The sequence below is a fragment of the uncultured Acetatifactor sp. genome (assembly GCF_948601915.1).
Lineage (GTDB): Bacteria > Bacillota > Clostridia > Lachnospirales > Lachnospiraceae > Acetatifactor.
In genome coordinates this window covers 15,130-37,293 of sequence record NZ_CAPDXS010000037.1, presented here as the reverse complement: position 1 = coordinate 37,293, position 22,164 = coordinate 15,130, and the positions used below count along the sequence as shown (strand labels likewise).

Below are 22,164 nucleotides of genomic sequence, written 5' to 3'. Positions count from 1 at the left end.
TGCTCTTATTCTCCGCGGCGCTCTTATTCTCTGCGGTGTTCTTATTCTCTGCGGCGCTCTTATTTTCCGCAGTGCTCTTCTTTTCCGCAGCACTCTTCTTTTCTGTGGTGCTCTTCTTTTCCGCGGCCACCCTCTTATCCGCGCTGTCCCCGGTGTGGGAGGCCGTCTTTTTCTTCGATGATGCGTTATCCGCCCTGTCTGCCTTCTCCTTCGCCAGCTCCTGGGCCGTGAAGGGGATATACTTCAGGATGCTCAGGGACAGGGGCGCTGTCTTCACCGTGATGGAATAGGGCCTGTCGTCCCACTCCGTCTCCTTCGACCGCTTCACCCTGCCGTTCACGATCCCTGAGCCGCCGTATTTCTCGCTGTCGGAATTGAATATCTCCTTGTACTTCCCATGGAAGGGCACGCCGATGGTGAGCTCCTTCTCGATTCCCGAGAAATTGGCCGCGACCACCAGGATTTCGTCCTTCTTAGCGCCCCTGCGCAGGTAGGTCAGGAAGCACTCCTCCCAGGAGATATGGTTCACCCACTCGAAGCCCTCCGGCGCATCGTCCAGCGCGTGCAGCTCGGGGCTGGTGCGGTAGAGATGGTTCAGATCCTTTACCAGCTCCGAAATCCCCTGGTGCTCCGGCACCTGGGCAAGCTCCCATTCCACAGGCCTGGCCTCGTTCCACTCATCGAATTCGGCCAGATCCTGCCCCATGAACAGCAGCTTCTTGCCCGGATGCGTCATCATATAAGCATAGGTAAGGCGGAGGTTGGCGAATTTCTGCTCCCGGTCCCCGGGCATCTTCCCAATCAGGGAGGCCTTGCCGTGCACCACCTCATCGTGGGAGAACACCAGCATGAACTTCTCGCTGTAGGCATAGACCATGCTGAAGGTCAGTTCCCCGTGATGGTGGGCCCGGAAATAGGGGTCGTATCTGATGTAGCCCAGATAGTCGTTCATGAAGCCCATGTTCCACTTGAGGTCGAAGCCCAGGCCGTCCTCTTCCAGTGCCCCTGTGATCCTGGGGAAGGCGGTGCTCTCCTCGGCGATGCTCAGCACGCCCGGATTGCGCTTCTTCATGACGGAGTTCAGGTGCTTGATCATCTCGATGGCCTCCAGGTTCTCCTTGCCGCCGTACATGTTGGCCACCCATTCGCCGTCCTTTTTCCCATAGTCCAGATAGAGCATGCTGGCCACCGCGTCCATGCGGATGCCGTCCGCGTGGAACTTCTCCACCCAGAACAGGGCGTTGGCGATCAGGTAATTGGAGACCTGGGGCCTGCCGTAGTTGTAGATCAATGTGCCCCAGTGGGGATGGCAGCCCTGTCTGGGATCCATATGCTCGTAAAGGCAGGTGCCGTCAAAGTTGGAAAGCCCGTAGGTGTCCCTGGGGAAATGGGCCGGAACCCAGTCCAGGATCACGCCGATGCCCGCCTTGTGGAGCTCATTCACGAAATACATGAAATCCTCCGGAGAGCCGTACCTGGCCGTAGGCGCGTAGTAACCGATTACCTGGTATCCCCAGGAGCCGTCCAGGGGATGCTCCATGACGGGCATCAGCTCTACGTGGGTGTAGCCCATCTTCTTGATATAAGGGATCAGCTGCGACGCGATCTCCCGGTAATTGGCGTAGCCGCCGGAGGCCTCCCCCTCTTGGGCAGGGGCCACAAAGGAGCCCAGGTACATCTCATACACGCTCACAGGCGCGTTCCCTGTCTGGAATCCGGCCCGGCCCTTCAGGAATTCCCCGTCCTCCCAGACAAAGCTGTCCAGATCCGCCACCACCGAAGCCGTCTCCGGCCGAAGCTGGGCGGCATTGCCGTAGGGGTCTGCCTTCAGATAGGTCATCCCGCCCTTTATCTTGAGCTCGAATTTATAATTGTCCCCTACCTTTGCGTCCGGCAGGAAAATCTCGAAGATGCCGGAGTCCCCCAGCCGCCTCATCTGGTGGATCCTGCCGTCCCAGCCGTTGAAGTCCCCCACCACGCTGGCCCGCATGACGTTCGGGGCCCACACGGCGAAGTACACGCCCCTGATGCCGTCGATGGTCATGGGATGGGCGCCCAGCTTCTCATAGATGGTATAATGGATGCCGCTTTGGAACTTGTCCATATCGCTCTCTGTAATCTGAGGCGCGAAGCGGTATGCCTCGCCGCGGACGTTCTCGCTGCCGTCCTTCCCTTTCACCAGGTAATGGTAAGCGGGAACCTCGCTCTCCTTCCGGGGCAGCAGCGCGGCAAAAAAGCCGTCCTCGTCCGCCAGCTCCAGCTCCACCCGCTGGCCGGTCCCTTCGAACACAATCTGAGCCTGCTCCGCTCCCGGGAAATATGCCTGCACCAGGGTCTGTTTCCCGGCTCTGTGGGGGCCCAGCAGTTCGTGGGGATTGTCGCACTCGGAGTAGATGATCTCCTCGATTTTCGGCCAGTTCATCAACTGATAAAGTTTGTTCGTCATGCCGTCTGTTTCCTTTCTTTGATGCCTTTTTATCGTTCTATGAAACCGTTCTCGTTCTCTGATTTCTCTGATTTCCTGCCATGTTCGGTGAAGCGCTTCATCCCTCCAGGCTGTGCAGGAACAGTCCGCTGCGCAGCTTTGGCTCGAACCAGGTGGACTTGGGCGGCATCAGCCTCCCCGCGTCCGCCACGGCGAACAGCTCCTGCATGGATGTGGGATACAGGGAAAACGCCACCGCCATATCCGCCCCGGTCCCCTGTCCCGCGGGCAAGGCCTCTCCCCCAGATCCTTTCTCCGAAGTCAGCTGCCGCCGCTCCTGCACCCTGCGCTCCAGCTCCTTCAATCCGCGGATGCCGCCCACGAAGTCGATGCGCTTGTCCGTCTTCGGGTCAAGGATGCCCAGGACAGGGCCCAGCAGATGGTCCTGGAGCAGAGAGACGTCCAGTCCGTCCACGGCATCCTCAGATAAAATATGAGGCCTGGCCGTCAGGCGGTACCATGCGCCGTCCAGGTACATGCCGTACTGCCCCTTCCTTTTGGGACGGTAGGGTGCCTCCGGCGCTTCTTCCACCTGGAAGCCCTCGGAAATCTTCTCCAGGAATCCCTCCTTCGTATAACCGTTCAAGTCAAATACTATGCGATTGTAATCCAGGATATGCAGCTCCTCGTCCGGGAACAGCACCGAGAGGAAATAGTTGAACTCCTCCTCTCCTGTATAGTCCGGATGGGCCTGCCGCCGCATGAGCCCCACCTTCACGGCAGAGGCGCATCGGTGATGGCCGTCCGCGATGTATATGGCATCCATCCGGGCGAACCGCTGCCGGATGCCCTGGAGCGCATTGCCCGCTTCCGTCTCGTCTTCCTCCATGGGATGCTCCTCTCCCATTATGGCCCAGACCCTGTGCCCGATGCCGTCCTCGGAGACGAAGCTGCAGGCCGGGGGATTTTTTTTCACTGCCCCGATGATCTCCCGAAGCACCGCGTCCGAACGATATGCCAGGAAGATAGGCCCTGTCTGCATGTCGCACACGTCCACATGGCGGATTCTGTCCTGCTCCTTGTCCGCCCGGGTGTTCTCATGCTTTTTTATGACGCCTGCATCGTAGTCGTCGATGGAGGCGCATGCCACGATGCCGGTCTGGCTCCTGCCCTCCATGGTCAGCTCGTAGAGATAGTAGCAGGGCTTGTCCTCCCTGACGAATTTCCCCTGGGCGATCTGGTCCCGCAGCAGAGCCGCCGCCCTTTCGTACACCTGCGGCGCATAGGTGTCCACCTCCGGGCCGAAGCCCGTCTCCGCCCGGTCTATGGCCAGGAAGGAGTCGGGATTTCCGGCCACCACTGCCGTGGCCTCCTCCCTGTTGTACACATCATAGGGCAATGCGGCTATCCTGCCCTCCATACCCGGCGCCGGGCGGTATGCGGAAAACGGTCTGATATCTGCCATTGTCTTCGTTCCTCTTTTCTATCGAAATAAAAGATAAATTTATTTTACCAAAAATATCTGTACTTAACAAGGATCTAGTGATAAACTATACTTGAAAATTGAGAAAGGGTGAGATGATGAAGAACGGACGAACTATAAATCAGAAAAAAACAGAAAGACATGAGGTAAGCCAATGACTGACGAGAACAGAAAAATGCTGGAGCGCATCAACGCATACGCGGAAAATACCCTGGGCGAGATCGACCCACAGAAAGTGCCGGTATCCGTCCAGCTGGAGCAGCTGCGGCCTGTGATGGAGGAAATCGCCGCTGAAAAGGGCATGAGCCTGGAGGATGTGTTCATCCTGTATATGGATCTCCAGAGCGAGGCCTCCTGCGCCACCAACGAGAAGCTCAAGGACAGCCTCCGGGACATCAACAACGGATTTGACGGCGGCTCGCCGCTGCTGTTCCGCTGAGCGCGGTGCCTCTCCATATCTGCGGCATAATTCCAGGGCATGTCAACGCGCGGGGCACTGCCTGGAATTATGTCGTATTTTATCGTTCTGCATGGTTTTTATCAGGCAGGAAGAATCAGGCAAGGGCCTCCTCAAACACCTTTAACAGCTGCTCCTGGTAAAAGGGCTTGTCCACGAACCCTCTGGCGCCGATCTTCCTGGCCCTCTCAAAGGTGTCCTCATATGCCAGGGAGGAAACCATCACGATCCTTGCGTCCGGATGCTCCTTCAGGATGATCTCGGCGGCGTCTATGCCGTCCATCCCCTGCATGATGATATCCATGGTCACCAGATCCGGGGCCACTTCGGCGTACCGGGCGATGGCATCCTCCCCGCTGCGGCAGTATGCCGCCACCTCGTAATCCGTGCCCGCCAGGGCATCTTCCAGCTGCACCCTGACCAGCCGGGAATCGTCTACTATCATGACACGTCTCTTCATCTCACATGCTCCCTTCTGTCAGCTTATGTCCCCGGCGTCCTCGTCCTGCTGCGCACAGGGCACATGGTGGATCAGCTGCGCCCCCTCGTTGTACTCATTGGAATAAGTAAGGACGAACTGAACCTCCCTTCCCTCCGGCTCAAAGCGCCCGCGGTAGAACGCCGGCGGATTGAAATGCGCCGGAACCTGCGTCGCCTGGAACATGGCTCCTGCTATCCTGCCGCACAGCACATTGAAATATTCCTTGCTGAACTCTTCCAGGTCTTCGGGCTCCAGCATTTCCTCATGGAACGAGTTGCAGGCCATACGGTACAGCAGACTGGTATCCGCACAGAGGGTCAGGCTGGTATGGAAGCCTTTGTCAAAGGTAATCTGTACCGTGCACATATCCTCCCCCGGCGGCATGTCTTCCTGGTGCAGGCGCACACCTGCAGTACGCTCCGTCACGTCCTGGACCGCCTGGTTCAATATCCGTTCAAGTTCTTCCTGTGTCAGCGTGCTGTTCATAGCTCAATCCTTTCTCCCACGAAACACTTGCCCTAAACCCTTCCGTCCTGCTCCAGCGCCCGCTGGATCCGGTTCCTCAAGTCATCCTCATGGAAAGGCTTCAGTATATAGTCACAGATTCCCAGCTTCGCGCTCTCCAGGACGGAGTGGGAATCCTCCACGCCCGTAAGCATGATTACAGGGATGTCTTTCCTGTCTTTCATGGCGCGGATCTCCCGCAGCGTCTGAATACCGTCCTTGAGGGGCATCCGGATGTCCAGCAGAATCAGGTCAGTGTTCTCCTGTTCCAGATATTTCAAGGCGCGTATACCGGAATTCACCATCGTCACCTCGTAATCGTTCCGCAGGGCATCCCAAATCCTCGATAAGATGATCGCTGCGTCATCCACTACCAAGATACGTTTTTTGCCGTATCCGTCTCCTGTTTGGGTCATTTGCGCTCTTCCTCCTTTTAAAATATGGCCAGAAGCTGACGTAACAGCTCCTCGGCATTGTCATCCTCATACAGCTTAAGCTGCTCCTGTATCTGCAGCAGACGCTCCTTCATATCCTCCGGCAGTTCATGGCGCAGGATTTCCTCCACACCGTCCGCACATTCCCTGGAGCGGAAATGCTCCAGCTGATCCAGCGCCGTGCCCACCTGCTCCTTCAGTTCCTGCGCAGTCAGGGCGGGAAGCTTAGCGGCCTCTGTATCATCATTCCGTCTTCTCTGTTCCAGGAAGAATCCTATATTCTGCAGGAGCGATTCGTAGGCCTTCAACAGCGCGGGAAATTCCCGGGCGATAAAGGCGCTGTCCCCTTTGGCGGCGGCGTTCTCCTGGGCTCTGGCCATGGCAGAGAGATCCATGGCGCCGATATTGGCGGAGGCGCTCTTAAGGCCGTGCACTTCTATCTGGTAGCGCTGGACATCGGAGTCCACAAGCTGGCGCAGCAGTTCGGTCTTGCGCTTCCCGTCCATACGGTAAAGCTCCAGCAGATCCAGGAATTCCTCCTCCACACCGGAAAAAAACTGCATGGCGGCCTTCATGTCCAATCCCTCGATGCGGATGGACTCCGGATTCCACTGCTCCTCCGCCCCGTTTCCTTCCGTCTCTGTCTGCCTGTACTTCTCCGGCACCCAGCGCAGCAATAGCTGGTTCAGCTCCTTCCTGTCCAGGGGCTTGGCGATGAAATCCTGGAAGCCGTTGCTCAAAAACTGCTCCCGCATGCCCTCCATGGCGTTGGCGGTCAGCGCGATTACGGCGGGGGCGGTGCCGTTCTCCCCACAGTCCCTGCGAATGATCTCCGTAGCCTCTATGCCGTCCATCATGGGCATCATATGGTCCATGAAGATGATGTCATACCGATTGTCCCGCACCAGCTCGATGGCCTCCGGCCCGCTCTCCGCCTCTGTCAGATCGAATTCGTAGCTTTTCAGGAATCCTCTGGCCACCTTACGGTTGATCACATTGTCGTCCACTATGAGCACCTTGATGCCCGGCGCCTTGAAGTTTTCCCCCACGCCCTGCTCTGTCTGAGAAATCTCCGGCATCTCGGAGACGGGGCTGCTGTCCGTTATCTTCTGGAGGATGGTGATGGTGACCAGGGTCCCCTTGCCGTAAGTGCTGTCCACCTGAATGGTGCCGTCCATGAGCTCCACCAGCTGCTTCACGATGGCCAGGCCCAGCCCGGTGCCCTCCACGCTCCGGTTGCGCTTGGAATCCACCTGCCGGAAGTCCTCGAATATCTTGCCCAGGTCTTCCTCCCGGATGCCGCAGCCCGTATCCTCCACCCGGAAAGTGAGCAGCTCCTCATCCGCCTTCTCACCGGGCTTGCCCGTGATGCCGATGCGCACATACCCTTTCTTGGTGAATTTGATGGCATTGCTGAGGATATTGATCAAAACCTGCTTGATCCGCCCCTGGTCGCCCCTATAGCCGCAGGGAATGCTGTCGTCCATCTCGTACTTCATGATCAGCCCGTGCTGGGAAGCGACCATGTCCATCATGCCCACGACTTCATCCGCCACTACCTTTATGTAGTAATCCGTGGGCAACAGCTCCATTTTGCCCGCCTCCACCTTGGACAGATCCAGAATGTCGTTGATGATGGCCAGCAGGTTCCTGGCGGCGGACTGCACGTTCTTGGCATAGCCGTAAATCTGGGTGTCCGCGCACTCCTCCATGATGATATCGTTCAATCCGATGATGGCATTCATGGGGGTGCGTATCTCGTGGGACATATTGGCCAGGAATTCGCTTTTGGCGATGCTGGCCTTCTCCGCCTGCTGGCGCACCCGCTTGATTTCATTGATGTATGCCTTGATGTCGGTCATATCCAGAATCAATATGACGCAGCCCTGCTTTCTGCCGTTCTTGTCTATGATCTTCTTGCTGTGGCTCTCGTAATGCTGGCCGTTGATGGAGAAGCTCTGGGGGATGTCCTCATTGAGCATTTCCTCCCGGAATTCTTCCAGCACCCTGATATTCTCTCCCAGCTTGTGGGCGGGCAGACAGGTGAAGATATCCGCGGCGGCCCTGTTGTAGCTCACCAGCCGGTCATGGTCGTCCAGGGCGATCACCCCGTCCCCCAGGTTCTCCAGCACCTTTTCCGCCGCAAGATGGCGGAAATCATAATCACGCCTGCTCCACACCACGATGACTACCATGGCCATGGAGATGGCCATAGTCATGGGCGTGAAGTCGAACACCTTCACCAGTTTGAAGACATAGCCCGCCAGCACGATCACCGGCAGGGTGGAAATCCCCAGAATCGTCCAGTACTGGCGGTTCACCTGCCGATCCGAGCGCACATGGATGGCCCGGGCCAGAGTGAATATGCACAGCCCATAGGGAATGATGATGCGGGTGAACATAAAAAGCGTGTACAGCGGGCCGTAGGTGATGCTGACATAGTGGAACCCGTCCGCGGCCGTCAGCCATCTGACCTCTCTGTAGAAAAGGCCGTGCCAGTTAAAGAACACCGTGGGCAGCACAAGGAAATTGGCAACGGCCAGAATCCGCAAAAGTATCTTGGGCGGGGTGGCGCTGCAATAGAGATAGGTGAACCAGCAATAAAACAGCGGCACGAAGGCAGAGCCCACGTTCTCCACGGTCACCGCCGTGACGGCAGCCTCCACCGTGGGAGCGGTCAGCTCCAGCAGATAGCCCACATTCTGCACCAGAGCTCCGCACATAATGAAAATCAGGAACTTCTGTTCCCTGGCCCCCTCTCCGTTGAGCAGGAGAATCAGCGCGATAAAAGTCAGGCAGATGCCAAAGCCCTCCAGCGCGATGACCACGTTTACCATATTGATCCCCCTCTGCGCTTCCATGCGCATATCCGTCAATCGCTTAAAATCAAAAGCCGTTTCACTCCATTCATATCATAGTATATCTCAACTGATATGTCAAGAAATATGAGGCCTCCCGCCCCAGGGACATAGCCGTCTGCTGTTTCGTGATTTTCGTTATGCACGAAAACACCTGGCGGAACTGCCCGTGAACGGCAACTCGTCTACCTGTAGCCCTCGGAATAGGAAATCGAAGCCTCGTTCCTCCTCATGAACAGCAGCCCGAAAGAGCCCGGCCCGCAGTTGCTGGCGATGGCAGAGGAGGCCTTCTGCAGGTAGACCCGCTCAAAGGGGCAGTACTGCCGCACCAGCTCCTGGATGTACTGCAGGCTCTCCTCGTCCATACCCGCGTAGGTGATGAACAGAATCCGCCTGTCGATGCCCCTGGGATTCGCCAGCTTCTTGCGCACATAGCCCTTTATCACATGGTAGAAGCTCCCCATCTCCATGCTGCTCACCGCCATCCGGCTCTTGCGCAGCACAATCACCGGGTGCAGCAGCAGGGCGTCGCACATTACCTGCACCCGCTTGGAGATCTGTCCCGACTTGCACATCATATGGGTGCTGTCGATTATGAATGCGGACGAAATATAACGGCGCAGCTTCTTCACGGTCTTCACGATTTCATCCCTGGATGCGTGGTTCTCCGCCATATGGGCCGCGTAGAGCACGGAAAGGCCCATACTGCTGGAGAGATGGCCGGAGTCGATTACCGTGACGTTCTCAAAGGACTTGGCCGCCTCCAGGGCGTTCTGGTATCCGTCGCTGACATGCTTCGCCATGGTGATATGAATCACGTTCTGTGCCTCCGTCAGATTCTGTGCGAAAAAGCGTTCATAATCCTGCACATCCGGGGGCTGGGAGACGCCCTTCCTGCCCTCCGCCATGTGGGCCAGCAGCTCATCCGCCATCAGCTCCGACTCATCCAGGAAGCGCCCCTGCTCCGTACAGATATAGTAGGGGCATATGCTGATGCCGAATTCCCGCTTCAGGGATTCCGGCAGGTCGCACACGCTGTCCGTGGTGACCATCAGCGATATCCGCTTGGCCTGTTCGAAGATCAGCACGTCCTTCCCGATCTCCGACTGGCTGGCGGTCTCGCTTAAAGCCACCAGCTCCTTGGGCAGGATGCTCAGCACGGCGGCCTCCAGCAACGCGCCGCTGATGGGTTTGGGCAGGTAGCCGCTGAAGCCCTCTTTCCGGTAAATCTGCTGATTGTCGCTTCCCGCATTGGCGGTGAGGGCTATCACAGGCACGTCCTGGCACAATCCCCCGGGCTGGGAATGCAGCGCATGGAGACATTCTATCCCGTCCATCTCCGGCATCAGGTGATCCATCAGAATGCAGTCATAATGCTGGTACTGGGTCAGCCGCAGACATTCCGCGCCGCTGGACGCCGTGTCGATCTGCACCTTGGTATCCGACAGGAGCTTGCGCACCACCATCAGGTTCATCTCGTTGTCGTCCACCACCAGCACATGGGCGCCCGGCGCCTCGAAGCTGTGCCTGTACTGCTCCCCCTCGTGCACCTTCATGCGGGAAGTCAGGGTGAATGTCCCCAGCTCCCTCTCGCTTATGATGTCCTGCTCCAATGTGACCAGGAACGTGGATCCGTTCATGTAGACGCTGTTGACGCTGATCTCGCCTCCCATCAGCTCCACAAGCTGCTTGACTATGCTCAGCCCCAGCCCGGTGCCCTCGATGTGCCGGTTCTTCTTCTCGTCCACACGCTTGAACGCATCGAATATATAGGGGATGTTCTCCTTCTTCACCCCCTGGCCCGTGTCCTCCACGGAGTACCAGACCCGCACCCGGTTCACGCCCACCCGCTCGCAGCGCACGGAAAGGGTGACGGAGCCTTCCTTCGTATATTTCACCGCGTTGTTCAGCAGATTGATCAGCACCTGCTTGATGCGCACCTCATCGCCGCAGAGCATGCTGGGCATGGACGGATCCACCTGCAGCCTGAATTCCAGCCCCTTTTCCCGGGCCTTGATCCATATCATGTTCACAATCTCCGAGAAGAGCTCCCCGGTCTCATAGGACACGTTCACAATCTCCATTTTGCCCGACTTGATTTTGGACAGGTCAAGGATATCGTTGATCAGGGTCAGCAGCATCTTGCTGGCTCCCTGGATGTTCCTGGCGTTCTCGGCCACCTCGTCGGAAATGTCCCCCCGCAGGATCATCTCGTTGAGGCCGATGATCGTATTGATGGGCGTGCGTATCTCATGGCTCATGCTGGAGAAGAAGTGGTTCTCCGCCTGGTTCAGCTCCTCGATTTCTTTCTTCTGGCTCTTGGTGAGCTTGTTCTCCTCCTCGTAGAGATAGTTCTGGAACAGGAGCAATATGCTTGTCAGGAAGCCCACCAGTATCACGGAGCGGGCAGAGTCGAAATAAGCCTGGGCCATGGTATTGGGCATCACCAGATCCGGATAGTGGTAGGCCAGATAGTAGCAGATGACCGTCTCCACTATACACAGCAGAAAGAACACCCCTTTCCGCCTTCCCTCCAGGGTGATGCTGATATAGATGAAGCAGAGCACGAACCACTCAGGCACCCCGCCGTAGAGTCCGCCTCCCGTGAAGAACACCACAGGGTACAACAGCAGGAGCAGCACCACTATGGCCGCAGCCCCCGCATTGATGCATTCCTTTTTGATGCTGATTTTGGCCGCTATGTAGATGTAGGCCAGGCTCAACGGCAATATGAACAGATTCACGCCGCTCCTGCCCAGAACCAGGATAAAGACCAGCGCCACCATGCTGATGCCTGTGACAAGCCTGAACATCCTCTCTCTCAGACTTATTTTATGGTCAAAAATGATTTCCAGCCACTTCCTGAACACGGTAACCTCCCTTTATAAATCGGCAATGCTCTCGCAGACCTCCCCGTACATCTGCAGCAGCAGGGGATGGTTCTCCCGAATGTATTCCACGTCTCCGTTCTTGCCTGCCTGCTCCAGCGCCTTGGCCTGGGCGGAAAGCGCCTCCGCGCCGATGGTCAGGGACGTGCTTTTCAGCGCATGGGCCTTGATCGCATAGTCCGTCCAGTTGGCCGCCTCGTAGAGGGCCACCAGTTCAGCCCTCTTCTCCTCCGCCTGGTCGTGGAACATCTGCAGCATATCCAGGTAGAACGCCTCCTCGCCGCAGCAGTAGTCCATCCCCATCCCCACGTTGATTCCGGCGCGCACCAGAGAGCCATAGGCTCTGAAAGGCTCTTCCTGTCCCTCCGCTGCCTCCGGAGCATCCCCGGGGGGAGTCTGCGCTTCGGCGGCAGATGCCTCTACTGCAGGCGTCTGCGCTGCAGACCCCGGTTCCGTACAGCGGACTGGTTCCTCTCCTGCGGCCGTCCCCGGGGCAGTCCCCGGTTCCGCCCGGCGGGCGGATGTCTCCTCCACAGCCGATTCCGCAGCGTCCTTCCCCTCCGCCGTCTCGGCCTCAGCCGGCTTCTCCGGCGCTGTGGGAGCCGCATCATACTGGATGCACTCATCCGGCAGAACCCGCCGCAGCACCCGCTCCAGAACGGCGCGCTCTATGGGCTTGGGGATGAACTCCGTGAAGCCCTCGTTGCGGAACATCTCCCTGGCGCCGCTGATGGTATTGGCCGTCAGGGCAATCACCGGCAAATCCTTGTAGACCCCATTGTCCATCTCCCGGATGCGCCGCAGCGTCTCCACGCCGTCAAAGCCCGGCATCATATGATCCAGGAATACCACATCATAGGATGTCACGGCACACCGCTCTATGGCCTCTTTCCCGCTTAAGCATGTGTCCACCTTTATGCCGTAGCTGCCCAGCACGCCTTTGGCCACCATGAGGTTCATGTCCTCATCGTCCACCGCCAGCACATGCACGCCCTTACAGGTAAAGGGCCTGCGGCCCGCGGCCTGGGCCTCCTCGAAGTCGTTCCCGCCCTCCTCGTCGCTGAGCAGGTTCACCACCGAAAGTGCAAAGAAAGGCTTGCGCAGCACTAAGAGCCTGCTGTCCTCCTCCAGCAGGAAATCCTTGTCCGCGATCACAGCCACCGGAATCGTCTGTGCCAGCTCCTCGTAATAAGGGGGATTGGCCATGTATTCCGTCTGCGCGATGAACACATGGGTCAGCTTGCGGTCTCGCAGGAGCTTCAGCAGCCCTTCGAAATTATGGGCCTGATACCCTTCGATGCCAAGCCCCTCCACCATGTGGAGGATCATCTGGTCATAATATCTCCTGACCTCGTCTCGGCTGTACCTCTCCGGCTTGAAGAAGCAGGCGATGCACAGCTTCGAGGCATCGGGAACCCTGATGCAGGGCGTTTCGTCCGCCACCCCCTGAGGTATGGTGATATGTACCTGAAGCCCCTGCTGATCCAGGCTCTCGAAGTGCACAAAACCGCCCATGGAATGGAGCAGTCCCCTGGCAATGGGAATGCCCAGCCCCAGCCCGCCCACATACCGGCGGCTCCCGGAATCCGCCTGATAGAAATCGTCCACTATCTGTCCCAGCTGTTCGGGCGCCATGCCGATTCCTGTGTCGCTGATATCGATGGTCAGGTTGATGCCGTAGTTCTCCCGCCGGAATCCGATGTACAGGTCGATGCCGCCCTCCTCCGTGAACTTCATGGAATTCTCCAGCAGGATCCGCAGGACATGGGAAATCTTGTCCGCATCGCCGATCAGCACCGAAGGTACTTTCGGGTCGATGTCGAACACCATTTCCAGTCTGTTTCTGTCGCTGTTCTGCAGCGCGGTTATGGCAATCACATCGTTCACCACCGACGTGATCATATAGGGCTCTTTTGCGGCGGACAGCGTGCCCTCCACGATCTCCGTATAGTCCAGGATATTGTTGATCTGGCCGGAGAGGCGTTTGCCGGCCAACTTGATAGACCGCACGTTCTCCCGGATATCCGGGGCGATGTCCTTTCCCAGGGTCACCTCGCTGATGCCCACCACCATGTTCACCGGGGTGCGCAGTTCATGGGACACATTGGACAGGAAATCGGCGTTCTGCCGTACCGCCGTGGCCAACTGTTCCTGCATGCGGGCATATCCGGCCTTCTCCACCTGTCTGCGGCTGATGCGGTATCTGGCCACAATCACGGAGCCCGTCACAGCACAAAATCCCATCACCAGGCGCATCACCGTCCGCTCCTCAGGCCGGGCGCTGACGGTGTGGAGCACCAGAAGATGGTACAGAATCAGGCATACATAGAGCGCGGCTGCCATATACAGCAGACGCTTTCTATTCAGCAGGGAGAGCAGCAGAACCACCACACAGGCCACCATGGGGATATCATAGAGGCTGGTTGAATGCACGCCAAAAAAAAAGAAATCCATAATCAGCAGCCCTGTACATATGTTCTCATACATGATGTCCGAACCCACCCGCCCGATATGGAGCCACCATACCGTCAGGCAGCCGATGATGATGATGGGGAGCATCCACAGCTCCCACGACATGATTACGGCCATCAGGCTCAGCAGCACGCTCACGATGCTAAGTGTGCTGACCATTAGCAGATGCATGCTTGTCTGGGCTTCCGTCCTCATTTTTTATCAAACTCCTTTGCAATCCGCTCCATCAGATCCTGGGGCAGGAACGGCTTCTTCAGATAGTTGACCGCCCCCAGCCGGATAGCGTTCATCACATCATCCTCATGGCCGGATGCCGTCAGATATATCACCGGGATGTCCAGCCCCCGCTCCTTCATGCGCTGGAACGTCTCGATTCCGCTCATGCCCGGCATCTCGATATCCAGAAGAATCAGGTCGATTTCTTCGTTGTCATAAACGATGTCCAGGGCTTCCTGTCCGGATTCCGCCGTCAGTATGTCGTAATACTTCTCCAGAATCAGCCTCGTCCTCCTAAGGTTCATCTTGTCGTCATCCACCACCAAAACACGTCTCATATCGCCGCCTTGCCTCCTTATCTAATCTCGTGGACTTCCCGAATCGCTCTACAGTCTATTTTACAATAAGACAATGAAATCAAGAATTCGCGAATTCATACATATAATCAAGTATACCATACTGCTGCTAGCGTCCGCAACGAATCTTTGGCAGAGAATAAATTAAAAATTTATAAACTTGTCTGGCTCTGCCCGCCTGATGTATTCCTTCAGGAGGAATGCGCAAAAATAGGGAAAGGTGTAGATTCCGTCGCTGAACCCGATATTCCCTCCCGTGAGCTTGATCCCCCAGCCGATATCCGGATACTTCCCGCTCTCGATCAGCGTCCGCAGGGACTTTGCCGTCCCCCTCGTGGCTTTCACTTCCACCGGCACCAGGGAATCCTTTGTCCGCAGGAAAAAATCCTCCTCCAGCGTGGAGTCCTCCCTCTTATAATAATACAGCCCATATCCGCATTTCACCAGGGCCTCGCCCACGATGTTCTCATACAAGGCCCCCTTGTACACATCCAGGTTCTTATTGGCCCGCAGATCCTCCTGGGCTTCCTCATCCATCATCGCCACGAACAGGCCGGAATCAAAGAAATAAATCTTGTACTTGGTGTCGTCATAATTACCCCGCAGGGGAAGCTCCGGGAAATTCAGGCAATAACACACATGAATGATTCCCGCGTCCGTCAGCCACTCGATACAGCCCCGGTAATCCTTGAACCGGGCGCCTTTGGCCACCTTGGAAATCTGGAATTTCTTGTTGTCCTTCGCCAGCTGCACCGGAATCTGTTCGAACACATTGAGGATTCTCGCCTGATCCATGCCTTCGGCATACTTCCTCACATCTTCCCTGTAATCCTCCAGAAGCTGCCTTTGTATGTCCAGGGTTCCCTCGAATGTCCCTTTCTCAATATACTCTCTCACCACTGCCGGCATACCCCCCAGAATACAGTAATCCAGGAAGAGATTCCCGTATGTCTTCATCGCTGATTCATTGAAAGGCGTCAGCGTCTCCATATGCCACAGCATTTCTTCGATATCCCTGCCGCCATATCCCTTTGCCCAGAGAAATTCCTCGAAGTCCATGGAGACCATGCTGTAATCCGTCTTGTAGCCCACGCTGTTGCTCTCAATCCGCCTGTAATGGATGCCCAGGAGGGATCCGCTGCAGATGACATCGAATCTGCCGTCAGTCTTGAAAAATTTCAGGGAGGCGGCAATCTCCGGATACTCCTGGAGCTCATCAAAAAAAAGCAAAGTGTCCCCCTCCGTAAAACGTCTGGACGGATCCATACGGGAGATATTTCGGATAATATCTTCTGTCTTATAACCGTCCTCTGTAATCAGCTTATATTTTGGTTCCTCCACGAAATTGATGTAGACTACATTTCCGTAGGCCTCCTTCGCAAAATGCAGGATGGATTCCGTTTTCCCCACCTGTCTGGCCCCCCTGACAATCAGCGGCTTACGATTCGGATCCGCCCTCCAGGATACCAGATACGCGTCAATTTTCCGCCTCAAATATCCCTCAGCCATACACACCCTTCCTCCTTGCCTTTATATTATACAAAATATACCCTGTCCGTTCAACCCGAATCACAAAAAATGAGGGACTTTTTTTGCCGAATCGCAAAAAAATGAGGGACTTTTCCCGGCATGCCACAAAAAAATGAGGGAATCCCCCCTCATTTTTCAGACCTCCGGCAGCGCGTACTTCTCCTCATACTCCCTGAACCTCCTGCCGAATTCCTCGCTTCCGTCCCGGAATTTCCGCAAATGCTCATGGAGGCTCATATCCTGCAGCGCCATGTCCAGCATGCAGCCTGCGATGTTGGAGCAGTGGTCGGCCGTCCGCTCCAGGTCCGTCAGCATGTCGGACCACACGAACCCGGCCGTGATGGAACAGCCCCCCTGCTGCATCCGCAGGATATGTCTGGTGCGCATCTGTTCTTTCAGGCGGTCGATCACCTGCTCCAGGGGCTCCACCGCGGCGGCTGCCTCCAGGTTCTGCTCCAGGAATGCCTCCAGGGACAGATTCAGAATCTCCGCCACCGCCCCGCAGAGCACCTCCAGCTCACGGCGGGCCGCAGGGCTGAAGCTGCGCTCCTTCTGCGCCATCTCCTCCGCGGCCCCCAGGAGGTTCACGGCGTGGTCGGAAATCCGCTCGAAATCCCCTATGGTCTTCAGCAGCTTTGCCGCCTCTGTGCTGTCCGCGGCGGAAATCTGCAGGGCGCTGAGCTTTACCAGGTAGGTGCTTAAGATGTCCTCGTAGTAATCCGTCTTCTCCTCTTTCAGGCGGATGGCCGCCGCCAGCTCCGGGGTCAGGCTCCCCAGGGCATCGATGGCTTCTTTCAGGGACGCCACGGACATCTGCGCCATGGACCCGGTGACCCTGTGGCAGCGCTCCAGGGCGATGGAGGGCGCGGCAAAGAGGCGTTCGTCCAGCTCCATGTACTCCTCCTTGCGCCGCACGTCCGGCACCATCTTCGTCACCAGCTTCTCCAGGACGTCCGACAGCGGCAGGATCAGGAGCAGACACAGGATATTGAAGACGGAGTGGGCCACGGCGATGCCCAGGAGGGAGGCCGGCTCCTCCAGGAAACGCAGGTGGAATATCCCTCTGGCCACGGAGAATACCGATATCCACACCGCCGTTCCGATGCAGTTGAAGGACAGATGCACCATGGCGGCCCGCTTGGCGTTCTTGTTGGCTCCCACCGAGGAGAGCATGGCTGTGACGCAGGTGCCGATGTTCTGACCCATGATGATGGGGATGGCCGCCCCGTAGGACACCTGGCCGGTCACCGCCAGGGCCTGGAGGATGCCAACGGAGGCGGAGCTGGACTGGATGATCGCGGTCAGGGCCGCCCCTGCCAGCACGCCCAGCAGGGGATTTTCGAACATGACGAACAGCTCCCGAAAGGCCGGAACCTCCCGCAGCCCCGACACCGCCCCGGACATGGTCTCCATGCCGAACATCAATGTGGCGAATCCCAGGAAGATCATGCCTGTGTCCTTCTTTTTCTCTCCCCGGCAGAACATGTACAGGATGATTCCGGCCAGGGCCAGGAGAGGCGTGAAGGAGGAGGGCTTCGCAAGGCGGATGTACCAGCTGCCGCTGTCGATTCCCGCCAGGCTCAATATCCAGGCCGTCACCGTGGTGCCCACATTGGCCCCCATGATGACATTGACAGCCTGGCGCAGGGTCATGAGCCCCGAATTGACGAAGCCCACCACCATCACCGTGGTGGCCGAGGAACTCTGTATCACCGCGGTCACGACCAGGCCTGTCAGCAGCCCGGCCGCCCGGCCTGTGGTGAATTTCCCCAGAAGGGCGCGCAGCTTCCCGCCGGCCCTGCGCTCCAGGGCCTGGCCCATGATGCTCATGCCGAACAGGAACAGGCTCAGGCCCCCTGTCAGTGTCAGTGCGTTAAAAATATCCATACTCTCTTCTCCTGTGAATTTCCTTCCTGTCTTCTATTCGTCGTCTTCTATTCATCGTCTTCTTTACGCTGTCATTATTTATGCCCGAATTTTGTGGAAAAATCCTTGTCAGAGGCATATGAAGACGAAATACAGCGCATATCCCGCCAGCATGGCGATTCCGCCCGGGCGTCCCAGCTTCCGCCCCTTTATGCTGCAGACAAAGAGCATGACTCCCGCTGCCGCCGCAGTCCACATGTCGGCATGGAACTGTGCCGAAAACGGCACGGGGGTAATCAGCGCGGACACGCCCACCACGAAGAGGATATTGAAGATATTGCTGCCCACGATATTGCCGATGGCGATGTCGGCGTTTCCCTTCGCGGCGGCGGCCACGGAGGTGAACAGCTCCGGCAGGGAGGTGCCCAGGGCCACGATGGTCAGGCCGATGAACCGTTCGCTCATGCCGAAGAGCCTGGCCAGGTCGGTGGCGGCGTTCACGGCGAGCTGGCTGCCCAGGACTATCATGGCCAGGCCGGCCAGGGTGTTCAGGAGGGGCTGCCACAGGCGTCCTTTCCGGGCTGTGCCTTTCTGTTCCGGAGCAAGCCCACCCCCGTTCTGTAAGCTCTCCTTTTTCGACATCCACAGCAGACAGCCCGTATAGCCCAGAAAGAGCAGCGTCAGCACCGTTCCCTCCCCAAAGCCCACATTCCCGCCACTCCCCTGGAAGAGCAGCAGCATGGTAATCGCAATCATGAATGGAATATCGCGGAATAATGTGTGCACGGAGACTGCCAGCGGAGCCACAACGGAGGAAAGCCCCAAAATAATCAGAATATTCAGAATATTGCTCCCCACGATGTTTCCAATGGTGATATCGGCGTTCCCCTTGACGGCGGCCGTTATGCTCACCGCCGCCTCCGGGGCGCTGGTGCCCATGGCCACGATGGTCAGCCCGATGACAAGCTGCGATATGCCCAGCCGCCCGGCGATATCGGAGGCGCCGTCCACGAAGCGGTCCGCCCCTTTCACCAGAAGCACGAATCCCAGAACCAACAACAATAGCGAAAATACCATTCCCATACCTACATGTCCTCCTTTTTTCCAGAAACCGGCAGCCTTTGTCCGTTTTCTGCAGACGGAGAAGATTTCCGGTCTGCAAAAAAGCGAGCACTTTACTGCATCATCAATGTGCAACAAAGTCTCGCTTCTTATTCACAGAGCCGGATTCCCCGGTCCGCGCCGGAGGAATCGTATTGACGGCAAGGTAAACACGGAACATGTCCATGCAAGCTACTCCCTTTATCAAGGTCAGTTTACCACAGGAAAATCTATCCTGTCAATGAGAAGTTTTCCAGGTTTCCTGTAATGTTTTCCTGTAAAGCGCCCTGGTGAAATCGCCTGTGTGGCTACTCCGTGAAAGGCAATCCGATCTCCTCTCCCAGCGCATTGTAGTAGCGCACCCTGACCGCCTCTGCCTCCTCTGTAGTCAGTACGCGGGACCATTCGAAGACGAACATGTCCGGAACGCTGTTCCCGCCCGCAGAGACCTCCTGTGTCCTGCCACCCGCCTCCGCCGTGACGCTGGCCAGGTCTCCGCTGTTGCTCGCCGCGATGGTAACGCTGTGGCCAAGATTCCATTCTTCCCCTATGGTGACATGGCCAAAGGCCTCGTTTAGGGCAAAAGCCTGCCCCTTTTTGGGGGCATCGCTCTGAATCGGGCCAAAGCCCTTTATCTTCCATCCACCACCGGAGGAGGAATCTTTCAAAAACAGCGCAAAGCCCCTGCGGCCGCTGTCGTCCAGATAGCCTGCCAGCAGTCTGTCCGGCATGGTGTCGGATTCATAGAGGGCGAAAATCTGTGGATTCCTGTCGGAGCTCATGGAGGCGATCAGCGCGGCGAGATACATGGTATCCCCCGCGTCCGCCTGCCGCTCCACGCGCCAGAGCCATCGTATATGCTCGCCGGAATACTCTTCCATGGAATGCTCTCCTTCCATGGGATGCCCCTCTTCCATGCCTGCCTCCCCATAGCAGGCCGCCAGGAGCACTTCGTTCCTGTCTGTCCGCACTACAAAATAGCCGGTCATTCCCCGATAGGCGGAACCGCTTTTTCGCCCCGAATCCACCCGCCAGACCTGCTCTGCGCTCTCCAAAAGCTCTCTGGCCTCCTGACTCAGTCCGACAGCGTCCATTCCCGCTTCTTCTCCCTGAGGACTTTCCCCCGTTTCGGTCTCTCCCGCCCCATTGCCCGTCTCCTCCCCGACATGGGCCCGGCTGCCGGGCAGGGCCTCCCGGGCGGGAGCAAAGAACCTCAGAAGCCCCTCTCCTGTCAGGCTGCTTTCATGGAACACGCCCACCATGTTCCACACCGGATTGTTTCCCATGACACCGCCAAAGTTGCGCTGCAGCAGTTCCCCCTCCGGAGTGAAGACGAAATCCGGCGCGTTCCCCGGGGCGTAGACGGCATTGTACCATGGCGCGTCATAGAGGACTTCCGCCACGGTGTACCTGGTGCCGTATATATTGTCACTGTTTTTCGATTCCGCCGGGTCAGTGAGGAAGCAGACTGCGGTAACGATGCAGGCAATTGCGGCGGCGGCGACTATCCAGAGGGCAGGCTTTTTGTAGGACAGGATGCCCTTTATCCGCTCCTTTATCCCCACTTCCCCAAAGGCCAGGGGACAGCCTGAAAGCCCCTGGCTGTCCAGACTGCAGGACAGGAGGGCCTTGGCGTAGGTCTTCTTCCAGGCATCCCCCATCCGCTTGACTACATATTCATCGCACGCCAGCTCTATGTCCCGGCACAGCAGGATATAGGCCGCCCAGCACAGGGGCTGGAACCAGTAGACGGACAGAAGCAGGAAGCCCAGGGGCTTCCACCAGTGGTCGCGCCGTCTGAGATGGGCCTTTTCATGGGCGATGACGCAGCCGATCTGGGGCTCCTCCAAATCCGAGGGCAGATAGATGCGGGGGGAGAGGATGCCCAGGATAAAGGGCGATCTCACGGCATCGCAGAGCCAGATATTCTCCCGAAAGCACATGGCGGCCGCCACTTTCCGGCGCAGCCTGACATAGCTTGCCAGGGCGTAGAAAAGCAGAGCCGCCAGCCCTGCCGCCCACAGCCTGGAGGCCAGGAACACCACGATCTGCATGGGATTCACGCTTGCGTGAGGTTCCGGCGACAGGGAAGCGGCAATGGCCGGATTCACCGCATCGTCCAATACCCGGATGCCGCTGTCGATTTCCGGCTTCCCGGCCATCATGATTTCCCCGGGCACGGTCTCTTGGCTTGGAATCAGGCTCAGCACGCTTTCTATGGAAAAGGGGCAGACCAGCCGGATGCCCACCAGAATCCACAGGGCGCAGCGCACTGCTTTTGGGGCTTTCCGCAGGAGAATCCGCAGAAGCATTACAGCCAGGATGACCCAGCCTGCGGCGATGCCCATGTTCAACAGCTTTAAGAATAAGGTTTCCATCAGCGTCCCTCCTCATAAGAGTCGATCATGCCGCGTATCTCCCGGATTTCTTCCCGGGACAGGCGTTTCTGGGAGGCGAAAGCCGCAATGAACGCAGGCAGGGAGCCCTGGAATGTGTCCTCCACGAACTTCCGGCTCTGGGCGGCATGGAAATCCTGTCTGGATATCAGGGAGGTGACCTGGCCGTCCTGATTCCGGAAGATGCCTCTTTCGCAGAGCTTCTTCAGTACCGTGTAGGTGGTGGATTTCTTCCAGCCCAGCTCCTCCCCGCAGAGCTTCACCAGCTCCCCGGAAGATAACGGCTCCTGCTGCCAGATGATGTCGGCAAAGCGGGATTCCACCGCGCCCAGCTTTGTGTCCTCTATGGGGTGCTTCTCTTCCATGGGGCGCTTCTCTTTCGTGGCATTCTTCTCTTCCATGAACTTCCTCTCTTTCGTGGCATTCCGCTCTTCCATCGGGTGCCTCTCTTCCATGGCATTCTTCTCTTCCATGAACTTCCTCTCTTTCGTGGCATTCCGCTCTTTCATGGGGTGCTTCTCTTCCATAATCTCTGCCCTCCTCTTCATATGCCGCCTCCCCGACCCAATCGGCACATGTGGCATGCTGCTTTTCCGCTGTCAATTCCGGTGCATAAAGCAAATGGTCTATCCTCAATAGACTCAATACAAGTCTATCACGAATAGACCATTCTGTCAAGATAAACAGACTGATGAAT

15 protein-coding genes are annotated in these 22,164 nt (G+C 57.4%); 1 reads left to right on the top strand and 14 read right to left on the bottom strand.

All coding sequences use genetic code 11. The features are described from left to right. Both glgB and Q2B33_RS08495 read right to left on the bottom strand, forming a co-directional pair. The coding region (gene glgB / locus Q2B33_RS08500; protein WP_300822800.1) for a 1,4-alpha-glucan branching protein GlgB at positions 1-2,446 on the bottom strand (2,446 nt) is incomplete at its 3' end. Between the two features lie 97 nt (positions 2,447-2,543). Further along, positions 2,544-3,890 (bottom strand): DUF1015 domain-containing protein, encoded by a 1,347-nt coding sequence (locus Q2B33_RS08495; RefSeq protein ID WP_300572430.1) that lies wholly within the window; start codon positions 3,888-3,890, stop codon positions 2,544-2,546. A 172-nt stretch (positions 3,891-4,062) separates the two neighbouring features. Here Q2B33_RS08495 and Q2B33_RS08490 point away from each other — a divergent pair, with 172 nt between their 5' ends. Beyond that, the gene (locus Q2B33_RS08490; RefSeq protein ID WP_296458567.1) at positions 4,063-4,347 is read left to right on the top strand and encodes a hypothetical protein; all 285 of its coding nucleotides are present in this window, start codon (positions 4,063-4,065) and stop codon (positions 4,345-4,347) included. Positions 4,348-4,462: 115 nt separating this feature from the next. Here Q2B33_RS08490 and Q2B33_RS08485 read toward each other — a convergent pair whose 3' ends face one another. From Q2B33_RS08485 to Q2B33_RS24195, 12 genes are all read right to left on the bottom strand, one after another. Beyond that, the gene (locus tag Q2B33_RS08485) at positions 4,463-4,825 is read right to left on the bottom strand and encodes a response regulator (protein WP_296458572.1); all 363 of its coding nucleotides are present in this window, start codon (positions 4,823-4,825) and stop codon (positions 4,463-4,465) included. 18 nt (positions 4,826-4,843) lie between these two features. Continuing rightward, the gene (locus Q2B33_RS08480) at positions 4,844-5,332 is read right to left on the bottom strand and encodes a hypothetical protein (RefSeq protein ID WP_296476831.1); all 489 of its coding nucleotides are present in this window, start codon (positions 5,330-5,332) and stop codon (positions 4,844-4,846) included. A 32-nt stretch (positions 5,333-5,364) separates the two neighbouring features. Further along, positions 5,365-5,766, bottom strand: a complete 402-nt coding sequence (locus Q2B33_RS08475) for a response regulator (protein ID WP_296476829.1) — start codon at positions 5,764-5,766, stop codon at positions 5,365-5,367. A 17-nt stretch (positions 5,767-5,783) separates the two neighbouring features. Continuing rightward, on the bottom strand, positions 5,784-8,645 hold the full coding sequence (locus Q2B33_RS08470; protein WP_300797295.1) for an ATP-binding protein: 2,862 nt from the start codon (positions 8,643-8,645) through the stop codon (positions 5,784-5,786). 182 nt (positions 8,646-8,827) lie between these two features. Further along, positions 8,828-11,512, bottom strand: a complete 2,685-nt coding sequence (locus tag Q2B33_RS08465) for a DegV family protein (protein ID WP_300572428.1) — start codon at positions 11,510-11,512, stop codon at positions 8,828-8,830. 12 nt (positions 11,513-11,524) lie between these two features. After that, positions 11,525-14,161, bottom strand: a complete 2,637-nt coding sequence (locus Q2B33_RS08460) for a response regulator (protein WP_300572427.1) — start codon at positions 14,159-14,161, stop codon at positions 11,525-11,527. A 32-nt stretch (positions 14,162-14,193) separates the two neighbouring features. Continuing rightward, the gene (locus Q2B33_RS08455) at positions 14,194-14,556 is read right to left on the bottom strand and encodes a response regulator (protein ID WP_296476821.1); all 363 of its coding nucleotides are present in this window, start codon (positions 14,554-14,556) and stop codon (positions 14,194-14,196) included. 162 nt (positions 14,557-14,718) lie between these two features. Then, positions 14,719-16,083, bottom strand: a complete 1,365-nt coding sequence (locus Q2B33_RS08450) for an ATP-binding protein (protein WP_300572426.1) — start codon at positions 16,081-16,083, stop codon at positions 14,719-14,721. A 156-nt stretch (positions 16,084-16,239) separates the two neighbouring features. Beyond that, positions 16,240-17,991: a Na/Pi cotransporter family protein gene (locus Q2B33_RS08445; RefSeq protein WP_300572425.1), complete on the bottom strand. Its 1,752-nt coding sequence runs from the start codon at positions 17,989-17,991 to the stop codon at positions 16,240-16,242. A 108-nt stretch (positions 17,992-18,099) separates the two neighbouring features. Next, on the bottom strand, positions 18,100-19,053 hold the full coding sequence (locus Q2B33_RS08440; protein WP_330684754.1) for a calcium/sodium antiporter: 954 nt from the start codon (positions 19,051-19,053) through the stop codon (positions 18,100-18,102). Between the two features lie 326 nt (positions 19,054-19,379). Then, on the bottom strand, positions 19,380-21,449 hold the full coding sequence (locus Q2B33_RS08435) for a M56 family metallopeptidase (protein WP_300572424.1): 2,070 nt from the start codon (positions 21,447-21,449) through the stop codon (positions 19,380-19,382). Beyond that, positions 21,449-22,015, bottom strand: a complete 567-nt coding sequence (locus Q2B33_RS24195) for a BlaI/MecI/CopY family transcriptional regulator (RefSeq protein WP_330684755.1) — start codon at positions 22,013-22,015, stop codon at positions 21,449-21,451. Before Q2B33_RS24195 ends, Q2B33_RS08435 begins: the two co-directional genes overlap by 1 nt. Between the last annotated feature and the right edge of the window lie 149 nt (positions 22,016-22,164).